The 19,073-nt window shown below is 37.6% G+C and carries 22 protein-coding genes; 6 read left to right on the top strand and 16 right to left on the bottom strand.

What is annotated here, in order from left to right; translation table 11 throughout:
• Positions 1-2: 2 nt before the first annotated feature.
• Genes thiF through CVT15_RS04470 form a run of 4 tightly spaced genes read left to right on the top strand, consistent with a single transcriptional unit; the run spans position 3 to position 3,375 of the window.
• Positions 3-854 (top strand): sulfur carrier protein ThiS adenylyltransferase ThiF, encoded by an 852-nt coding sequence (gene thiF / locus CVT15_RS04485; protein ID WP_087585858.1) that lies wholly within the window; start codon positions 3-5, stop codon positions 852-854.
• Position 855: 1 nt separating this feature from the next.
• Positions 856-1,620, top strand: coding sequence for a thiazole synthase (locus CVT15_RS04480; RefSeq protein WP_103576841.1), 765 nt, complete (start codon positions 856-858; stop codon positions 1,618-1,620).
• Positions 1,620-2,774 carry a 2-iminoacetate synthase ThiH gene (gene thiH, locus CVT15_RS04475; RefSeq protein ID WP_103576842.1) on the top strand — a complete coding sequence of 385 codons (1,155 nt, stop codon included), beginning with the start codon at positions 1,620-1,622 and terminating at the stop codon, positions 2,772-2,774. The genes CVT15_RS04480 and thiH overlap by 1 nt, the downstream gene beginning before the upstream one ends.
• Complete coding sequence (locus CVT15_RS04470) at positions 2,761-3,375, top strand: thiamine phosphate synthase (RefSeq protein WP_223155388.1); 615 nt, start codon at positions 2,761-2,763, stop codon at positions 3,373-3,375. The genes thiH and CVT15_RS04470 overlap by 14 nt, the downstream gene beginning before the upstream one ends.
• Before the next feature lie 36 nt (positions 3,376-3,411).
• Here the strand turns inward: CVT15_RS04470 and CVT15_RS04465 are convergent, their stop codons facing one another.
• From CVT15_RS04465 to CVT15_RS04415, 11 genes are all read right to left on the bottom strand, one after another.
• The gene (locus CVT15_RS04465) at positions 3,412-3,981 is read right to left on the bottom strand and encodes a nitrogen fixation protein NifR (RefSeq protein WP_103576844.1); all 570 of its coding nucleotides are present in this window, start codon (positions 3,979-3,981) and stop codon (positions 3,412-3,414) included.
• Positions 3,982-4,521: a molybdopterin adenylyltransferase gene (gene mog, locus CVT15_RS04460; RefSeq protein ID WP_103576845.1), complete on the bottom strand. Its 540-nt coding sequence runs from the start codon at positions 4,519-4,521 to the stop codon at positions 3,982-3,984.
• Positions 4,522-4,531: 10 nt separating this feature from the next.
• Positions 4,532-6,208, bottom strand: a complete 1,677-nt coding sequence (locus tag CVT15_RS04455) for an ATP-dependent metallopeptidase FtsH/Yme1/Tma family protein (protein WP_430516347.1) — start codon at positions 6,206-6,208, stop codon at positions 4,532-4,534.
• Positions 6,171-7,412, bottom strand: coding sequence for a tRNA (N(6)-L-threonylcarbamoyladenosine(37)-C(2))-methylthiotransferase MtaB (gene mtaB, locus CVT15_RS04450; RefSeq protein ID WP_180998537.1), 1,242 nt, complete (start codon positions 7,410-7,412; stop codon positions 6,171-6,173). The genes CVT15_RS04455 and mtaB overlap by 38 nt, the downstream gene beginning before the upstream one ends.
• Entirely contained in the window at positions 7,409-8,998 is a 1,590-nt protein-coding gene (locus tag CVT15_RS04445) for a mechanosensitive ion channel domain-containing protein (protein WP_103576847.1), read from the bottom strand. Before CVT15_RS04445 ends, mtaB begins: the two co-directional genes overlap by 4 nt.
• Complete coding sequence (aroB, locus tag CVT15_RS04440) at positions 8,995-10,032, bottom strand: 3-dehydroquinate synthase (protein ID WP_107898069.1); 1,038 nt, start codon at positions 10,030-10,032, stop codon at positions 8,995-8,997. The genes CVT15_RS04445 and aroB overlap by 4 nt, the downstream gene beginning before the upstream one ends.
• A 2-nt stretch (positions 10,033-10,034) precedes the next feature.
• Positions 10,035-11,453, bottom strand: a complete 1,419-nt coding sequence (locus CVT15_RS04435) for a COG3400 family protein (RefSeq protein ID WP_107898070.1) — start codon at positions 11,451-11,453, stop codon at positions 10,035-10,037.
• Positions 11,454-11,546: 93 nt separating this feature from the next.
• Entirely contained in the window at positions 11,547-12,107 is a 561-nt protein-coding gene (locus tag CVT15_RS04430) for an ABC-type transport auxiliary lipoprotein family protein (protein WP_103577187.1), read from the bottom strand.
• Positions 12,104-13,036 (bottom strand): MlaD family protein, encoded by a 933-nt coding sequence (locus CVT15_RS04425; RefSeq protein WP_103577186.1) that lies wholly within the window; start codon positions 13,034-13,036, stop codon positions 12,104-12,106. The genes CVT15_RS04430 and CVT15_RS04425 overlap by 4 nt, the downstream gene beginning before the upstream one ends.
• A complete protein-coding gene (locus tag CVT15_RS04420) occupies positions 13,037-13,777 on the bottom strand; it encodes an ABC transporter ATP-binding protein (RefSeq protein WP_072594189.1) in 741 nt (246 codons plus the stop codon).
• Positions 13,774-14,880, bottom strand: coding sequence for an MlaE family ABC transporter permease (locus CVT15_RS04415; RefSeq protein WP_021086221.1), 1,107 nt, complete (start codon positions 14,878-14,880; stop codon positions 13,774-13,776). Before CVT15_RS04415 ends, CVT15_RS04420 begins: the two co-directional genes overlap by 4 nt.
• A gap of 79 nt (positions 14,881-14,959) precedes the next feature.
• On the opposite strand from CVT15_RS04415, the gene tgt reads away from it, so the two are divergent.
• Both tgt and CVT15_RS04405 read left to right on the top strand, forming a co-directional pair.
• Positions 14,960-16,090 carry a tRNA guanosine(34) transglycosylase Tgt gene (gene tgt / locus CVT15_RS04410; protein WP_107898071.1) on the top strand — a complete coding sequence of 377 codons (1,131 nt, stop codon included), beginning with the start codon at positions 14,960-14,962 and terminating at the stop codon, positions 16,088-16,090.
• On the top strand, positions 16,080-16,778 hold the full coding sequence (locus CVT15_RS04405; protein ID WP_107898072.1) for a CorA family divalent cation transporter: 699 nt from the start codon (positions 16,080-16,082) through the stop codon (positions 16,776-16,778). Before tgt ends, CVT15_RS04405 begins: the two co-directional genes overlap by 11 nt.
• A 201-nt stretch (positions 16,779-16,979) precedes the next feature.
• Here CVT15_RS04405 and rplS read toward each other — a convergent pair whose 3' ends face one another.
• From rplS to rpsP, 5 genes are read right to left on the bottom strand one after another with little or no spacing between them, the layout of a single operon-like run.
• A complete protein-coding gene (gene rplS, locus CVT15_RS04400; RefSeq protein WP_103576738.1) occupies positions 16,980-17,336 on the bottom strand; it encodes a 50S ribosomal protein L19 in 357 nt (118 codons plus the stop codon).
• A gap of 8 nt (positions 17,337-17,344) precedes the next feature.
• Positions 17,345-18,037 (bottom strand): tRNA (guanosine(37)-N1)-methyltransferase TrmD, encoded by a 693-nt coding sequence (trmD, locus tag CVT15_RS04395; RefSeq protein WP_103576739.1) that lies wholly within the window; start codon positions 18,035-18,037, stop codon positions 17,345-17,347.
• On the bottom strand, positions 18,034-18,564 hold the full coding sequence (rimM, locus tag CVT15_RS04390) for a ribosome maturation factor RimM (protein WP_103576740.1): 531 nt from the start codon (positions 18,562-18,564) through the stop codon (positions 18,034-18,036). Before rimM ends, trmD begins: the two co-directional genes overlap by 4 nt.
• Positions 18,557-18,799, bottom strand: coding sequence for a KH domain-containing protein (locus CVT15_RS04385; RefSeq protein ID WP_103576741.1), 243 nt, complete (start codon positions 18,797-18,799; stop codon positions 18,557-18,559). Before CVT15_RS04385 ends, rimM begins: the two co-directional genes overlap by 8 nt.
• On the bottom strand, positions 18,799-19,026 hold the full coding sequence (rpsP, locus tag CVT15_RS04380) for a 30S ribosomal protein S16 (RefSeq protein ID WP_009293992.1): 228 nt from the start codon (positions 19,024-19,026) through the stop codon (positions 18,799-18,801). Before rpsP ends, CVT15_RS04385 begins: the two co-directional genes overlap by 1 nt.
• Between the last annotated feature and the right edge of the window lie 47 nt (positions 19,027-19,073).

Genomic DNA, 19,073 nt, shown 5'->3' with positions numbered 1-19,073 from the left:
AAATGATAGAGATAGTTTTAAATGGCACAAAATTTAAAGTGCCAGCAAAAAGCCTTAGCGAGCTAAAAGAGCTTGCTCTTGGCGATAAAGAGAGTGAAATTTATAAATTTTTAGAGAAATTTAACGCAACAAAGCCGGACATTTTTATCGTTGATGGCTTTGCTATAAAAGAAGATAGCGAGCTAAAAGATGGCTCAAATGTCGTATTTATAAGGCGTGGCGTGATGCCTGAGCGTGAAGTTTTACGCTCGATGATCGCTTCAAGAAACAGCCCTGAGCTAAATTTAGCCCTAAGTAAAGCCGTGGTCGGCGTGGCTGGACTTGGCGGACTTGGCTCAAATATCGCGCTAAGTCTTGCAAGAGTTGGCGTAAAAAAGCTAGTGCTTGCTGACTTTGACGTCGTTGAGCCAAGCAATCTAAACCGCCAGCAGTATTTCGTCCGCCACATCGGCTTAAAAAAGACGCAGGCGCTTAAAGAGCTGATAAATGACGTCAATCCCTTTGTCGAGGTCGAAACTCACGATATATTTTTGGATGAAAAAAACGTGGCTAGTGTCTTTGGCGAGTGCGAAATTTTATGCGAAGCCTTTGATAATGTAGCTGGCAAGGCGATGATACTAAACGAAGCAGGAGCTAGCTTAAAATATAAAAAGATCATCGGCGCCTCTGGCATGGCAGGATACTTTAGCTCAAATCTCATAAAAACCATGAAATTTGCCAAAAATGTCTATCTTTGTGGCGACCTCACAAACGAGGCGAAGATCGGTCAAGGGCTCATGGCGCCACGTGTTGCGATCTGCGCAAATCATGAGGCAAATTTAGCCATTAGACTACTTATGGGTTTGGAGGCGTAAGTTGCAAAGTGATAGTTTGATCCTTGGCGGCAAGGAATTTCAAAGCCGCTTTATCCTTGGCTCTGGCAAGTACTCGCACGAGCTCATCGACTCAGCCATAAACGAGGCTAGAGCGCAGATCCTAACCCTTGCTCTTAGGCGCATAAACGAGAGCAAAGAGCGAAATATACTTGACTTTATCCCAAAAGGCGTGACGCTTTTGCCAAACACAAGTGGCGCCAGAAACGCCAAAGAGGCTGTTCGTATCGCCCAGCTCGCACGTGAGCTTGGATGCGGCGAGCTTGTTAAGATAGAGATCATAACTGACTCTAAATTTCTCTTTCCAGACAACGCTGAAACGATAAAAGCTTGCGAAGCTTTGGCAAATGACGGCTTTGTGCCGATGCCATATATGTTTCCGGATCTAAACGCCGCAAGAGCGATGCTAAGTGCAGGAGCAAGCTGCATAATGCCTCTAGCTGCACCAATTGGCTCAAACCAAGGGCTAGTTTTTAAAGATATTATTGAAATTTTGATAAACGAGCTTGATACGCAGATCATAGTTGATGCTGGCATTGGCAGGCCTTCACAAGCATGCGAAGCAATGGAGATGGGAGCGGCTGCAATAATGGCAAACACAGCTATCGCCTCATCTAAAAACATCCCACTCATGGCAAGAGCCTTTAAAGAGGCGATCATCGCTGGTCGCAACGCCTATCTAGCAGGCCTTGGTACAAAGAGCAAAAGCGCAAACGCCTCATCGCCGCTCACTGGTTTTTTAGACTGATGAAATTTACAAGAACTAATCACATGCAGCTGCTACCTCACATGCAAGATGTTGGCAGCGAGATCATGGATGAAATTTTAAAAGAGCGCGCGAGCTACAAGCCAGAAATTTACACAGAAGAAGACGTAAAAGCCGCTCTTAATGCAAAGCACTGCTCACTTGAAAATCTAAAAGCCCTACTCTCGCCTGCTGCAGCGCCATTTTTAGAGCAAATCGCCCAGCTCGCCCAAGCAAAAACAAGGGCAAATTTTGGCTCAAACATCACGCTTTTTACTCCGCTTTATATAGCAAACTACTGCGATAACCTCTGCGTTTATTGCGGTTTTAATGCTAAAAATAATATAAAAAGGGCAAAGCTAAGCGACGAGGAGATCATAAGGGAGCTAAGAGAAATTTCAAAGAGCGGCTTAGAAGAAATTTTAATACTAACTGGCGAGAGCGAGACTAATTCAAGTGTCGCTTACATCGCAAATGCCTGCGCTTTGGCAAAGAAATTTTTTAAAGTCGTTGGGGTTGAAATTTACCCGCTAAATTCGGACGACTACACCCTGCTTCACAAAAGCGGCGTGGACTACGTGACCGTCTTTCAAGAGACCTACAATCCCACAAAATACGAGAAAATCCACCTTGGCGGCAACAAGAGAATTTTCCCATACCGCATAAATGCGCAAGAGCGAGCGCTTCTTGGAGGCATGAGAGGGGTTGGCTTTGCCGCACTTCTTGGCATAGATGAATTTAGACTTGACGCCTTTGCTACGGCACTTCACGCAAGCTTAGTTCAAAAAAAGTATCCGCACGCTGAGATCGCATTTTCGTGCCCAAGACTTCGCCCTATCATCAACAACGACCGCATCAATCCACGTGACGTGGGCGAGCGCGAGCTTTTACAAGTGATCTGCGCTTATAGAATTTTTATGCCAACAGCTAGCATAACGATCTCAACCAGAGAAAAGGCGAAATTTCGCGACAACGCCGTAAAGATCGCTGCAAATAAGATAAGCGCTGGCGTAAAAGTGAGCATCGGCGCTCACGGCGAAGAGAAAAAGGGCGACGAGCAGTTTGAGATAAGCGACGACAGAAGCGTGGACGAGATCAAAGCTATGATAAAAGCAAACGGCCTAGAGCCCTTGATGAGCGAGTATGTCTATGTTTAAAATTCTCTGCGTGGCCGACTTTGAAAGCTATAAAGGTGATGACTTTTTAAAGAGAATTCAGCTACTTTGCAAGGCTGGCGTGGATGAAATTTTGCTTCGTGCAAAGGGTCTAAACGAGGCTAATTTTTACGATCTTGCCAGGGTTGTGGCTCAAATTTGTGAAAACTACCGCAAGAAATTTATCATTAATCAATTTTTTGACGTAGCTTGCAAGCTAAAAGGCGACTTTTGGCTCACTTCGGCGCAGCTTGAGTTTTTTAAAAATCACGGCGTTTTTTTAGATGAATTTAGAAAAACAGCTAAAATTTACGCCCCAGCTCACGACCTAGAGCAGGCTAAAATTTCAGCCGCTATTGCTGACACACTAGTGGCCTCTCATATATTTGCCACTTCTTGTAAGGAAGACTTAGAGCCAAAAGGGGTAAATTTTATAAGCGAACTAAAAAGCTTTGATAAAAAAATTTACGCACTTGGCGGACTAGATAGTGGGAACTACAAAGAGGCCATAAAAGCTGGCGCAAATGGCATTTGCTTCATGAGCCTAGCAATGAGCGGCGATATAGAGCTTATAAAAAAGATAGTAGAGAGCAAAAACGGCTAAATTTAGTATAAATTACATAAAATAATACGTAAAATTTTACTCATTTTTGCTAGCGATATATGTTTTTATATCAAATATAAGTAGCGTCACAAGCGATGGCAGCATATAGGAGTTTAGCACTAAAAGCAGCGACTTTGTCAAATTTGACTTTATTAAAGTCTCTATGTCAAAGCTGTTGTTGTAGTTTAAAAAATATAGCAAGGCAAAGTCGCCAACAAGAACTATGCGAGAGACCTTTAGCAAGATGTCATTTCCCAGTCTTGCAAATTTATCATCGACCACAATCGACAAAGTGATCCATCCAAGCAGCCAAATTGCGCAGGCTAAAGCATAAACAGTAATGCTTTCATCAAATTTTTCAAGTAGTAAAAATACCAAGGGTTGCAAAAATACAAGGCTAGCGATAAACCAAAGAAGTGAGCTAAAGGCTAGCAGGCAAACACAGCCAAAGATAGAAGTGGCCGAGATAAAGCCAAAAACCTCTAACCCAAAATAATATGCTAGCGCATAGGATAAAAAAGAAAAAACAAGCCAAATTTTAATAACAAGTCGCCACCTATTTGCAAAGGCAGTGGCTTTTAAATTTAGGCTATCTGTCAAACCCATTTACGAGATTTTCTTTTGTTTTGGGCGGAAAACTTTCATCACGTTTTCATCAGTCTCGATAAATGCACCCTCTATGAGATCGATGCAGTATGGCACCGCTGGAAATACTGGCTCCAAGCACTCTTTTATCGCCTTTGGTTGACCTGGTAAATTTATGATGAGCGCGTGGCCTCTGATGCCTGCTGTTTGGCGTGATAGGATCGCTGTTGGGACGTATTTTAAGCTTGCTGCTCTCATCAGCTCGCCAAAGCCTGGCATCATCTTCTCACAAACTGCCTCTGTTGCCTCTGGTGTCACATCTCTAAGAGCTGGCCCAGTACCACCGGTAGTTAGCACAAGGTCGCAGCCAAGCACGTCTACCATGTGCACAAGCCTCTCTTTTATCAGCTCAAACTCATCTGGTATAACCTCGTAAAAGTACTCACGCTCGCTCACTATCCAGCTATCAAGCACCTCTTTGATCGCTGGGCCTGATTTGTCCTCGTATGTACCTTCGCTTGCACGGTCAGAAAGGGTTAATATACCTATTTTTGCTTTCACTTTTTCTCCTTTAATAGTTTTCGCTTAAAATTTTTGCCAGCGTCTCTTTATCTACACTCTCGTAGGCCAGCAGATATGAGCTGATCTTTGCGATCTGCTCGTTTGTACCCTTTAAAAAGGACATTATCTCTTCTTTTGCTTGTTTTAAAATTTCTTCTACATCATTTGGATTAGGGACAAATGAACTTCCCATGCCGTATTCATAAACCATCTTTGATGCGATCTCTTTGGCTAAATTTAGATCACTGCTCGAGTTTGAAAAAATATCATTTTCATCTATTTCAAGCTTACACATGCCAGAGATTAATACTTTAATGCGAGAGATCATCTGTGATTTTGACTCGATCTCTTGCTCTGTTGCCATGAAGCGGTCTTCAATGAGTGAAATTTTTTCAAATTTTACATCAAACCAATAAGCACTAAGTGCCTTTGCACCTTGATAGACGGCTTGGATTTTTTTCTCACTTTCGCTGTAGCTTAGAACCTTTTTCTTACCAAGCAAAACCTTGTTTAAAACAGCTTCAAAGTCTCTTATTTTTAGTACGCTCTCATTATTTCTTAGAGCATTTATCGCAGCTTCATTTACAAGTGTGCTAAGTGCCGCACCTGAAAAACCAACGCTCATCCTAGCGATGTCTTCGGCTGAAACATCGCATTTTTTATCTTTTAAATAGGTATTTAAAATAGCCACTCTGTCGTTGAAATCAGGCATCGAAAGAAAAATTCTCCTATCAAAGCGACCCGATCTAAGCAGTGCCTCATCGATCATCTCGATTCTATTTGTTGCAGCTATAACAATGACGCCTGAGTTATCCTCAAAGCCGTCCATTTCTGTTAATAGCTGATTTAGTGTAGCCTCTCTCTCATCGTTTCTCGTACCGCCCCTACTCTTACCAACAGCATCTATCTCGTCAATAAATATAATAGACGGAGCATAAGACTTAGCTTTGCTAAAAAGCTCTCTTACTCTTTTTGCGCCCATACCAACATAAATTTGCACAAAGCTAGCACCATTTTGGTAGAAAAATGGTACATTTGCCTCGCCTGCAACGGCCTTTGCAACAAGTGTCTTGCCAACACCTGGAGGACCTACCATTAGCACACCTTTTGGCATTTTGATACCAAAATTTCTGTATTTTTGTGGGTTTTTCAAAAAGTCAACTATCTCACTAAGCTCGCTCTTGACTTCGCTAATGCCAGCCACATCACTAAATCTAACATTTGAAATAACTGGCATCACATTTTGATTTAGCACGCTTTCTATCTCTAAAGCACCATCTTTTTTACTAAAAAGGCTCTCGTTTTTTTTGTTAATACTCCTAAAAATGTAAGCGTACCAAAGAATAAAACAAACAAAGATGATAAATCCCCAAACCATACCAGGAGTGATGTATTGCTTAGTCTTTTCAACAGGCACTTTTTTGATAAGCTCTTTTAAATCAATGCCCTCTTTTATGATAGAAAAGCGATTGTTTTGTGCATAAAGTATGACTTCATCACCGTCTATCACTGCTCTATCGACAAAATTTCCCTCCATGAGCTGCATATACTGAGAGTATGTGATATTTCGTGGCTCTTTGCTAACGGCAAAAAGTAGCACACCTATTAAAGCGATAGCGGCGATTATTAGGATATTTTTTCTGTTAAATTTAAATTTTTGCATAATTGGCATCTGGCTTAATTTCATATTCGCTTACCTCCACCCACTCTTTAGTTATGTCTTTTTCGCTAAAAATTTTAGCTTTATTGTAAAACTGATCAAAGCCCTCGTAAAGGTCACCGTTTTTTTGCTCGACTAAAATTTTTAAAGCCCCATAATGTTTTTTTCTAAAATTTTCATTATTTTGCAAAGCTATACCTTGTAAAATTTTTAGCCTACTTTTTGCCACATCACCGCTAACATCACTCTTTAGTGTCGCTGAATACGTATCACGCCTTGGTGAATAGACAAAAGCATGCAGATGCGTGATAGGAAATTTCTTAAAATTTTCCACAGCCTCTGCCCATATCTCCTCACTCTCGCCCGGATGTCCCACGATGTAGTCCGTACCAAGCGCAAAGCCAAGTGAGCCAAGCTCATTAAAAAGCTCCAGATCACTAAATGCATCGTTGCGTCTTCGCATGATCTTTAGCATCGCCTGACTCGTGTGCTGAAGTGCGATATGAAGATGACGTTCTAGCCACTCTTCTTTTAAAATTTCTCTAAAGCTCTCATCTATCTGGCTTGGCTCAATACTTCCGAGCCTAATACGTCTAATGCCAGAAATTTTACCCAAGCTTGCCAAAAGCTTACCAAGAGAGCTATTTGTGTCTTTACCGTAACTGCCTATATTTGTGCCAGTTAGGACAAGCTCATTATAGCCGTTTTGGGCTAAAATTCTTGCCTCTTTTAATATCATAGCCTCATCCATGCTTCTAGCCTTACCACGCACTGAAGGGATGATACAGTAGCTGCAGTTAAAATTACAACCTTCCTGAATTTTTATAAAAGCCTTTGTGTGATTTTCGTAATTTGTAACTATATTTCTATCGACCGAGTTTAAATTTCCAAGCTCAAAAAATGGTTTTTCTTGCTTTAAAAGCTCATTTAAATCGCTCTTTTTACTAGCCCCAAGCACGCCAAATATACCGCTATTAAATAGCTCTTTACCCTTGCTAACCGCACCACACCCAGTTAGCACCACCTTCGCTCCACGCCTTTTTACACCGTTTATGTAGTTTCTGACACCGCTATCGGCAGAATTTGTGACTGTGCAAGAGTTTATCACGACAATATCAGCAGCATCTTCATCATTTGTGATCTCGTAGTCTTTGATGTAGCTTTTTAAAAGCTCGGTATCATAGATATTTGTACGACATCCAAATGTTTTAAAAAATATCTTTTGCATCAAATATTTTCACTCTCTTGCTCACTGTGAGCGGTATGGTCGCTTGGATTTTCTTTTTTGCCTATAAACATGGTTTGTGTTGGATAAGCGATCTTTATATCATCTTGAGCTAAAAATGCTTCTATAATCTCAGCGCTAATAGTGCTTCTAAGAGCCAAAGTCGCATAAGAATTTGCCATATACCAGCATGAGACATTTATGCCATAAGGCTCAAAAAATGTATAAATTCTTGGCTCGACGTTTGGATTTTTGATGCTGTATTGACTTCTTAGTTTATTCATCTGGCGTTTTGCGATATCGGTATAGCCTTTTGAATATTTTTTAACGACATTTCTTGCTAGATACACAGCTTTTTTATGATTGCTATCAAAGCTTATAACGATATCTATACCATCCCAAACGGTCTTCATACCATAATGAGCATAGTTTGCGATGAGGTCAGTAAAGATATAGTTATTTGGCACAAAGATGATTCTACCTGCACGGCGGTTTGTCTTATAAGTCGAGTAGCTAACATCCTCAAAAACGGTCAACCTAAGCAAAGAGATATCGATCACATCGCCCACAAATTCACTACCATCATGAAGCACCCTTATCCTATCACCCACATGTATAGAGCCACCAAACATGATCACCATCCAGCCAAGCATACTCATAAACATATCTTTCATCGCAATGGCGATACCAGCTGAAGCAAAACCTAACACGGTTACTAGATATGTGACGTTTTCGATATACGAAAAAAGTAAGATTATGATGATAACAGTGATATTTAAAACGTTTAAAAATTTATTGACTGTGTAAAATCTCTCATTATCAGTAATCGTTCTTTTAACGATAAATTTAGCGATAAATGTTAGTCCAATCGTCAAAAGAATGATGATAGCTGTATAGCCCATACTTAAAAACTGAGCTTTTATATCAGAGGTGGTTAAATTTATAGCCTCATCAGCTCTTTTTTCATAGACATTATAAGTTGTATCAGCGATCTGTTTTGCCGCTTTAAAGTCGCCTATTTCTTGTTTTAACAAGTTTAGGCTTTCCCTATTTTGCTCATTTTCTTCAATCAAATTTAGTCTATTTAGTAAATTTTCTTTTGTTTCAAGCTTTTCTAAAAGCGTATCAAGCTCTTTTATATGCCTTTGATACTCGATCTTATCACTCTTTATCTTTTTGATATACGAAAAGCCAGATATAAGTGCAACAGGACTTGTTATCCTTGGTGGAGTATCCATTTCAGGGGCTGCTAGCATATTTGAAAATGGCGTTTTTTCATACTCTTTTAGTAAATTTATCTGCTCTTTTAGAGTTTGGATTCTCTTTATAATATCACTGCCTCTTCTTGAGCTTTTGTCTAGCTTTTTTAGTTCATTTTCATTTTTTTCAAGCTCATCAATAAGCCTTTGATAAGTGTTATAGTTAGCATATCTTGTGATCCAGATATTGTTTTTTAGGGAGTTATCTAGATTTGAAATATCTTTTACAAGCTCGTTATTTTGTAAATTTTGTGAGCCATTTTGCTCAAGCGTAACGTTTTCTTCGGCATAAAGGGTAAAGCAAAAAAGTATTAAAACTAGGATCTTTTTCATTTAAATTCTCTTAAAATTTTTAAAACGTCTTCTTTTTTGACGTCATTTTTTATGATCGCACTGCCGATTTTATCTGCAATGATGAAATTTATCTTATCATCTTTTGTCTTTTTATCCATAAAAAATGCCTCGTAAAATGCATATTCATTTTCTATTTTGTAGTTTACTGGAAGGCCAAATTTCACTAAAACCTGTTTGATATCCTCTGCTTCTGCCTCGCTCATGAGCCCTAGTTTTACACTTAAGCGATTTGCTATATTCATACCTATTGCTACTGCTTCGCCGTGTAAAAATTCTTTATAATTTGTCTCATTTTCTATAACGTGAGCGAAGGTATGGCCGTAGTTTAGGATGGCTCTTAGCCCCTTTTCCTTCTCATCTTGCTCAACCACTTTTGCTTTTAAATTTATAGACTTTTCAACCAGCTTAGCTAAATTTTCATCGTCTAAATTTATGCTTTTTAACCAATCAAACATCTCTTTATCAAAAGTTATCGCCATCTTTAAAGCTTCAGCCACACCAGCTGCAAATTCTCTCTTTGGTAATGTCTTTAAGAAATTTATCTCACAAAAAACCGCCTTTGGCTGATAAAATGATCCTATTAAATTTTTACCAAATTTATTATTTACTCCGGTCTTTCCACCCACACTCGCATCAACTTGCGCTAGAAGCGTAGTTGGGATATTTATGAAATTTATTCCTCTTTCATAGATACTCGCCGCAAAGCCAGTCATATCGCTTATGACGCCACCACCAAAGGCGATTAACGTAGATGAGCGATCAAATTTGCTGACAAAAAGCTGCTCCAAAATTTGCTCTACCGTTTCAAGATTTTTATACTCTTCGCCGTCAGGCACACTTATGATAAATTTCTCATCACACTTCAAAACACTAAGTAGCTTTTTAAGATGAAGCCCCGCTACTTTAGCGTTTGTGACGATGCCAACCTTGCCTTTTAGCTCTAGTCTTTGAAGCTCGTTTATATAAATTTTATAGTTTGATGCTTTTTCTTTAAGGTTTAAGTTTATCTGCATTTTTACTCACTTACTGGCACAAAAAGCTGTGCATTTTGGCTTAGTTTTTTATAAAGCCTATTTAAATTTGTCGATAAAAAGGCAAATGCCCCACCATTTGCCACGCTTTTGCTAAACATTACAAAATGAAGCAAATCTTTTGTATTTTTTAGTTTTACAAGCGGATTTTTAAGATTGTGATTTTCTATCTTTATACGCTTAGAAAATAGCGCGCTAATGCTCTCAAAATGCTCTCTTAACGCCTCATCATCGCTATGCTTATTATCAAAATAGTAAAATTTCATCTCCAAATCAAGCTGTGCACAGCAGTCTGTTATCACAGCTGATTGATTCTCCACTTCTTGACTTTGATCGCCTAGTATAACGCCCTCTTTTATATTCGAGAGCAAAATTTTACCCGTTTTTAGCACTGGAAGTTTTAGCTCATAAAATAGCTTTTTAAATTTAAAAAAGTATTTATCATCGCTTAAGATTAGGCCGATATCGTGCTTTAAAACATCATATTTTATAGATTTGTTATCACTATTAAAATAATCCATCAAAACAATGATATTTTTCTCTTTTATCGCTTTTAAAGTATCTAAATTTTCACCTAAAGTTGGATTTATCACTCTAAAAAAAAGGCGTTTATTATTTAGCTTTGAATGCAAATACAAGCTATCCTTTATGAGCTTGCTAACACGTTCTTTATCCATTGAGATCATATCGATCAGCACATAGATGTTGCTACCAAATGGACTTGGAAACTGCCCACTTTCACGCTTGATCGAGCGGTAAACATTTTGAAGCACATTTGGATCACCAACGATTAGTAGTATATCGCTTGGCTGTATCATTACATTTGGCTTTGGCAAGATGATCTCGCTGCCTCGATATATGAGAGCTATTCGCCATTTTTTTTGAGCTACTGAGCTAATGTGACGATACATATAAGAGCTACCTATTGGCACCTTAACTTCCATGATCTCGCCCTCACTAAGTCCGATATTATCGGCTAAAACTGGCAAATCTGGTAAATAGTCCATAAGTCTTGATGCTGCAATATCTCTGATATCAACTACACTTAAGTGTTTATCGCTTGCAAATGTTTCTTTGCATTTTTCATCAAGCTCCCATGAGCTCATAAAAACAGTCTCGGTCTTTGTGCTGATCTGTCTTAAATTTTCATAAACAGCAACCGCCTCATTTTTATCATCGCAAACTATACAAAACTGACTAAAATAGCCATCACTCACGCTTTTTAGCCTTGAAAGACTGGTTGGATCAAACTGGTAAAATGTAAAATTTTCATAATTTGATTTTTGGCTGTAATCTTCACTTGAAACAACGATATAGTGATGTAAATTTGATTTTGTTTCAAGTAGTCTGTTTAAAAAATTTCTTGCGAAAGTTCCATCTGCGATTATTAAAATTTTCTTCATCAATTCTCCGTATTTTAAAGCTCACATTATAACAAAAGGTCTTTAAAATAAGCTATTTTGGCTATAAATTTAGAAATTTACAGCCAAGAAAATTTAAGAGATTATTTCAGAGATTAGCGTATCGATTGCTAAATTTGTAGCCTTATTTATCGTATCAAAAATAGTACTTGAGCTTGGATCTGGACAAAAAATTTCTTTTGTGATCATGCCTGATTTTAGCGAAGTGTTTGCATTAAACAGCTCGTAAGCTAGCGAGACTTCGGCTTTGTCGCCTCTTATTTGAAGAGAGATGATGCTTACTTTTAGTCTAAGATCTTTTGCATTTGGTGAAAATATCGGCTTTGCAGCACAGTTTGAATAAAACCCTTTTACAAGCGATTTATAAACCATTTCGCTTGGCTCAGAGACAAATTTAGCATCTGTTAGATATCTGATTTTATTATTTTCAGCTACGATCAAAATTTTTCTAGTATCGACCATATCAAGAGCGCTTACATTTTCGATGAAGACATTTTTTAGCTCTTTTTGTTTATTTTCAGCTGAGCAAGCCTTATTTGAATAGTGAATTTCATACATCGTTGCAACTGGCACATCCGTCTTTAGCGAACAGCCAAGAAATAAAAGCGTAGCCGTTAGAAAGATTAAATTTCTCATTTTTTATCTCCTTTGTCATTTGGCACTGGATTTGTGAAGAAAAACTCGTAAGGATTATCTTCAAGCCTTTGAAGCGCGCCTCTAAATTCACGAAGTGTCTTGTCAAATCCATTTAAAAAATCACTCGCTTCTCTTAATAACGGACCAACCGTATTTCTAAGGTCGTATTCACCATCTTTAGCTTTTTTAGTGATGAGCTCTTGCAGCGAATTATATCCGGTGATAGCCGAATTTGCCGATATAAAAACTTGGTTTGCATTTGAAATTAGTCTATTTAAATTTTTAACCAGTTCTTTTGTGTCGGTTTTGTTTAAAGTATCTGTAAAATTTTTCACATTTTTAACGATACTATCAACCTCACTTAGCCCCTCTTCGTCTGTTAAAACTTGTGTAAATTTATCAATATTTTTAAGGACTGACTCTACGTGAGCAATATTTTCAGGTGAAAAAAAGTTATCGACTTTATCAAGTGTTTGATTTATCTTTAAGGTGATGTTTTCAGCGTTGTTTCCAAGCTTTGAAAAGAGGCTCTCTTCAAGCTGCAAGATAGGCTTTTGACCTGATGTAAAGTCTTTTGTGCCACGGCTTATATTTATACTAGCCACACCGCTAATAGCCTGAACTTCTATACTTGCCACACTATCGGCCTTTATCGGCAGATCTTCTCTTATCTTCATCGTAATGTTTATAAGAGCGTTTTTATCATCGACAAAATTTATATCACTAACACTTCCGGCTGGCACACCGATAAATTTAACTGTTGAATCAACCTTTAGACCGCTTGGTAGCTCAGTCGTGTGGATGTAATACTCTTTAAAATCAACCTTTGTATTATTTTTACTAGTCATCCACCAGATAAATATCGCAAATGCTGTAAGGCAAGCCATAAAAAACATGCCAACAATAGTATAAGAATTTCTATTTTCCATCTACTTTTTCCTCATTTTAAATAGCTCTTCAAGTGGGTTGTTTTTAAGATATTCAAGCTCTTTTATATTTCCCTCAAAGGCTATTTTTTTGTTATCTATTATCAAAAATCTATCCAAAATATCAAAAATACTATCCGCATCATGTGTCACCATGACAACGGTCACGCCGATGCTATCACGAAGCTCTTTTATGAGTGCATCCATCTGGCGTGAACTAACAGGATCAAGGCCGCTATTTGGCTCATCTAAAAATAGCACCCTAGGACTTAGCACCAAGGCTCTTGCTAGCGCAGCACGCTTTTTCATACCGCCACTTAGCTCACTTGGATAAAGCATAGAAACCTCTTTTTTAAGTCCAACTTTTTGTATCCAAAACATCGCTATCTCATCGATCTGGCGCTTGCTAAATTTAGAGTACTCATGCAGTAAAACACCTACGTTATCAAGAATTGTCATAGAGCTATAAAGTGCACCAAACTGAAACATTGTCCCACTTTTTAGCTTTATCTCTTGCTGTTCTTTGGGGTTACTTTTCCACATATTGACGCCATCAAAGGTTATATCGCCCTTATTTGGCTTTTTTAGATATATCATCGTCTTCATGAGCGTCGTTTTACCAGTGCCGCTACCACCTAAAAAGCCATAAATTTCTGCCTCTTTTACACTCCAGCTCACGTTATCGTGCATGATCTTATCGCCATAACTTGTAGTTATATTTTTTCCAACTATTATCTCATTCATATTTTTAACCACATAAAAATTATCGCAAAAAAAGCATCAAGCGCGATGACCCAAAATATCGCATTTACAACGCTAACAGTTGTCATTGCTCCAAGACTCTGAGCATTTTGACTCACGCCAAACCCCCTCATGCAGCCAATGATCGCTATCACCGCGCCAAAAAACGGAGCCTTTATCATACCAACAGCAAAGTGCCTAAGCTCGACCATCTCGCGAAATCTATTGAGATAGTCGCTAAAGCTGATATCAAGTATCGTTTGACAAATGATCATCTGCCCTAAGATGCTTATGCTATCAGCTATAAAGATGATGACAGGCACGCAAAGCACCATGGCGATGATGCGCGGCAGCACCAAGAAGTTAAAAGGCTCAAAGCCCATCGTCTTCATCGCGTCTATCTCCTCAGTTAGCTTCATAGCGCCAATTTGCGCGGTAAAGCTAGAGGCCGACCTGCCAGCCACGACGATAGCAGCGATGAGCGGGGCCACCTCTCTAAGCGTTAGCATGCCCATGATCTCAACTATAAATATACTTGCCCCAAAGCTTGCAAGCATCGCACTACCAAGGTATGCAAGCACGACGCCTATCAAAAAAGCGGTGAGTGATACGATAAAAACGGCATTTACACCGCCATCTTTTATGTAGTTGCTAAATTCTCTAAATCTTAAATTTGCAGGATTAAATAAAATCCTCACACTCTTTATCAAAAACTCGCCCAAAAACGAGCCAAACTCAAGCAAATTTACAAATCCCTCGCAAATTTTCTCACCGAGACGTGAGAAGAAATTTAAGCTATTGTGAGGTGGCATGTAGTTAAAGTCGATCTTCTCGTCATTTAAAAGATCGCTCATCGCCTTTATCTTCTCATCATTTGTTATGATCTCAAATTTCTTGCCATTTAGCGTGTTTTTTAAAAGGATCAAAACAGCATAATCAATGCTCTTTAGCTCGCTAAAGTCAAATTTAACATTGCCTTTAAGCTTTTGGATTTTTTTAAAAATGCTTTGTAAATTTTTTGCGTCTTTATAGCTAAACTCGCCTGCAAATTTTATGGTCGCAGTGCCGTTTGCTTCGGTAAAAACGATATCATTTCTCTTTTGCAAAAAGTTCCTTTGCCTTAAAATTTCTGTATTATATTATAATTTTTGTTAAAATAAAAAATCAAGAATTTTAAGGACTTAGATGAAATTTGAAGTTATAAAAAAAGATGGCAATGCAAGGCGAGGCGTCCTAGCAACCGCTCACAGCGTGATACAAACGCCAGTTTTCATGCCAGTTGGCACGGTTGGCGTAGTTAAAAGCCTAGATGCCTTTGATATGAGTGAAATTTTAGACGCAAAGATAATTTTAGCAAACACCTACCACATGTATCTGCGCCCTGGCAGCAAGGTCGTGCGTGAGTTTGGCGGACTGCATGGATTTTCTAAATTTGAGCGCTCGTTTTTAACTGATAGCGGCGGCTTTCAGGCGTTTTCACTTAGGTCAAACACTAAAAACGACGATGGCGGGATAAAATTTAAAAGCCACATAGACGGCAGCACGCACTACTTCACGCCAAGATCCGTCCTTGACACGCAGTATGACCTGGGCAGCGACATCATGATGATACTTGATGACCTAGTGGCTTTACCTGCTGAGCCAAAAAGGATAGATCTAAGCATAAAACGGACGATAAAATGGGCAAAAGAGGCGATAGACTATCATAAATTTATGCAGAGCAAGGGCGTTGGCTTGCAGCAAAATATCTTTGGTATCGTTCAAGGCGGCACCGACTACGAGGCACGTAAATTTTGCGCGCAGGCACTAAATGAAATGCCATTTGACGGCCTTGCGATCGGTGGTCTAAGTGTCGGTGAGAGCAACGAGACGATGTATGACACGGTTGAGGCGGTTATGCCATTTATGGATGAGCTTAGACCACGCTATCTAATGGGCGTTGGCACGCCTGAAGATCTTGTAGAAAACGTGGAGCGAGGCGTTGATATGTTTGACTGCGTTATGCCAACAAGAAACGCAAGAAACGGCACGCTTTTTACTAGCTTTGGCAAGATAAATATAAAATCAGCCCGCTTCATAAACGACCACTCGCCGATCGATCCAGCCTGCCAGTGCTACACCTGCAAGCGCTACTCCAGAGGCTATCTAAACCACCTTTTTAAGGCCAGAGAGCTCACGTTTTTTAGACTAGCAAGCCTTCACAACCTGCACTACTATCTAAATTTAATGAAAGAGATGAGAGAGGCGATAGAAAGAGGCGAATTTGCCAAATTTAAGAAAAATTTTTATGCTAAAAGGGTAAAAAATGAGCTATAAAAGTTCAGTTTGTGGATATTTTTATGGCGATGAATACGACTATATTTTGCTTGTTTCTTTCACACAAAAGCAAAGCTATAAATTTTTATTTAAAAATGGCAAGATTTATAAAGAAGATCTTGATCACGAATGCGATAAAAACGAGTTTGAAGCGGCCCTTAAAAAACTATGTAATGAATATGCAAATAAAATTTTAGAGCATCAAGAAGAGCTAAACGAGTATGAAAAAATTTATGCTAGTCGAAAAAACTTTAATCAATTTATCAAAAGACACCACTTTTTAAAATACGAGATTAGAAAATTTCAAAACAAGATATCTCATTTTTATGAAACCCTTTCGATTTGTCAAAGCGAGCAACAAAATTTAAAAAAAGAGCTTAAAAATAGTACTCATGAGGCAAATGTTTTTAGAACAATGGCTAATGAATATGCCTGCAGAATCGATGATATTTATACATTTATACAAAGTATAAAAAACGACAAAATCAATCAAAACATTTACATTTTAACAATGATATCGGCTGTAATGCTACCACTAAATCTGATAACTGGGTTTTTTGGTATGAATACACAAGGCCTGCCATTTAATGAAACTAAAAATGCTACTATAATAGTTGTATCAATAATGTTTGGAGTAATTCTTTGTTGTGTTATTTTTTTATTTTGGTATACAAATAAGAAGAAGTAGAAAATAAATAAATTTAGTATATGAGGTATCTGAAACTTTATATAGAAATTTTTTATATATTTTAAATTTTTATAGACTAGTGGCAAAAACAATAAAAATAAATAGATTTTTTTAATATTAAAAAACAAAAAAATATTTAAAAAAATTAAATTTAAAAAGAAGATTAAAAGTCCTGAATAGACTTCAGGACAGATAGTAAGATTATTTTCTAAGTTCGCGGATTTTAGCAGCTTTACCACGAAGGTCACGTAGATAGAATAATTTAGCTCTTCTAACACGACCTTTTCTAAGAACTTTTATCTCTTCGATTGAGTCACTAAAGATTGGAAAAATTCTCTCAACGCCAACACTATTAGCGCTAATTTTTCTAATGATAAATGTTTCGCCGGTACCGCTACCACGTCTAGCTATACAAATACCTTCAAAATTTTGAATTCTAGTTTTATCGCCTTCGTGAATACGAGTAGCAACGCGTAATGTATCTCCTGCACGGAAGTCAGGAATATTTTTACTAGCAATTTGAGCATTTTCAAATGCTTCAATGTATTTATTTCTCATGTTTTTCCTTATTTATGTGGCTTAAGCTTTTGATATAAATCAGGGCGAAAGAACCTTGTTTTGCAGTGAGCCATCTTATTTTTTAAAGTGTGGATTTTAGCATGGTTACCCTTTAAAAACTCTGAAACCACAAAGATTGATCTAAAATTATCAGGCTTTGTAAAAGATGGGGCTTCAAGCAAATTATCCTCAAAACTCTCAACTTCAAGGCTTATATCGTTTCCTAAAACTCCAGGTATATTTCTTGATATTGCATCGCTCATACAAAGCGCAGGAAGCTCTCCACCAGTTAAAACAAAATCACCTATACAAAAAACTTCATCTGCCCAAAGCTCAACAACTCGTTCATCAAGGCCTTCATATCTACTGCAAACAAAACAAATGTGATCTTTTTTAGAAAGCCTCTTTGCGTCATTTTGATTAAATTTTTTACCAGCTGGCGTTAAAAATATCACATGAACATTTTTATCTTTTTCTTTTAGAAATTTGATCGACTCATCCAAAGGCTGTGGAAACATCAAAAGCCCTGCTCCACCTCCGATCATATAATCATCAACTTTATTGTGTTTATCGTTAGTAAAATTTCTTGGATTTATGAAATCAATTTCTATAAATTTATTATTAATCGCACGTTTTAAAATAGAATCACAAAAATAAGGTTTAACTAAATTTTCAAAAAGCGTAATAAATGTAAATTTCATGAATTTTCTAAAATGTCTCTAGCACCTTTTACCAAAATCTCTTCACTATTCAAATTTACACTTATAATAAAATGCTCTAAATATGGAATGTAAAAATTCTTTGGTTTACCACCCAAGGTAAGCTCTTCGTCTGTTTTTATGCATAAAAGTGAATTTGCAAAATTATCTTGGATATCTTCTACAATACCCAAAATTTCACCATTTTCTATAACTTTTAAACCAATAATATCAAACTGAAAAAATTCATTTTTTTTTAATTTGCAGTTTTTTCTAGTGAGCTCTTTTGTGGTATATATAGTTCTATTTACAAGCGTTTTAGCAAGATCTAAGTCATCAAATTTTTCAAATAAAACCAGCTCTTTTTGTCTATTGTAGTCTTTTATGGTCAGCTGATCATTGTTTTTATCAAAAAAGGTTGCACCTTTTTTAAACTGTTCTGGGAAGTCGCTCTTATTGTGAAGCTTTAAGTAGCCCTTTAAACCAACACATCTTCCGATGGTAGCGACTTCAACAATATCACTATTCAATAGCTTTTACCGTTACTCTATAACTTGTATTATCTTTGGCTTTACAACCAATAATAACGGTCTTTATAGCGTTTATCATTTTGCCATCTTTACCGATAAGTTTTCCTGTATCAACCTTATCGGCACTTATAATTATCTCAGCAAAATTTTCACCAAGTTCCTGACGATCAACACTTACTTTATTAGGAAAATCAGCAATCAACTTGGCATATTCGTATAAAAAATTTTTAACCATTATTTTGTAATTTGTGCAACTCTATCGCTAAGTTTAGCACCGACGCTTTTCCAGTAATCCAATCTCTCTTTGTTGAAATTTATAACATTTGGCTCAACCATAGGGTTGTAATAGCCAATACTTTCTATCCAGCCACTATCACGTCTTTTTCTACTATCTGTAACAACTATACGATAAAAAGGTCTTTTCTTACGTCCCATTCTTGTTAGTCTTACTACTGTTGCCATATTATATTCTCCTCTTGTTTTTAAATAAAGCTTAAATTTGGATAACA

Source organism: Campylobacter concisus (genome assembly GCF_003048595.2).
Taxonomy (GTDB): Bacteria; Campylobacterota; Campylobacteria; order Campylobacterales; family Campylobacteraceae; genus Campylobacter_A; species Campylobacter_A concisus_L.
This window is presented reverse-complemented; position numbering and strand designations above follow the sequence as displayed.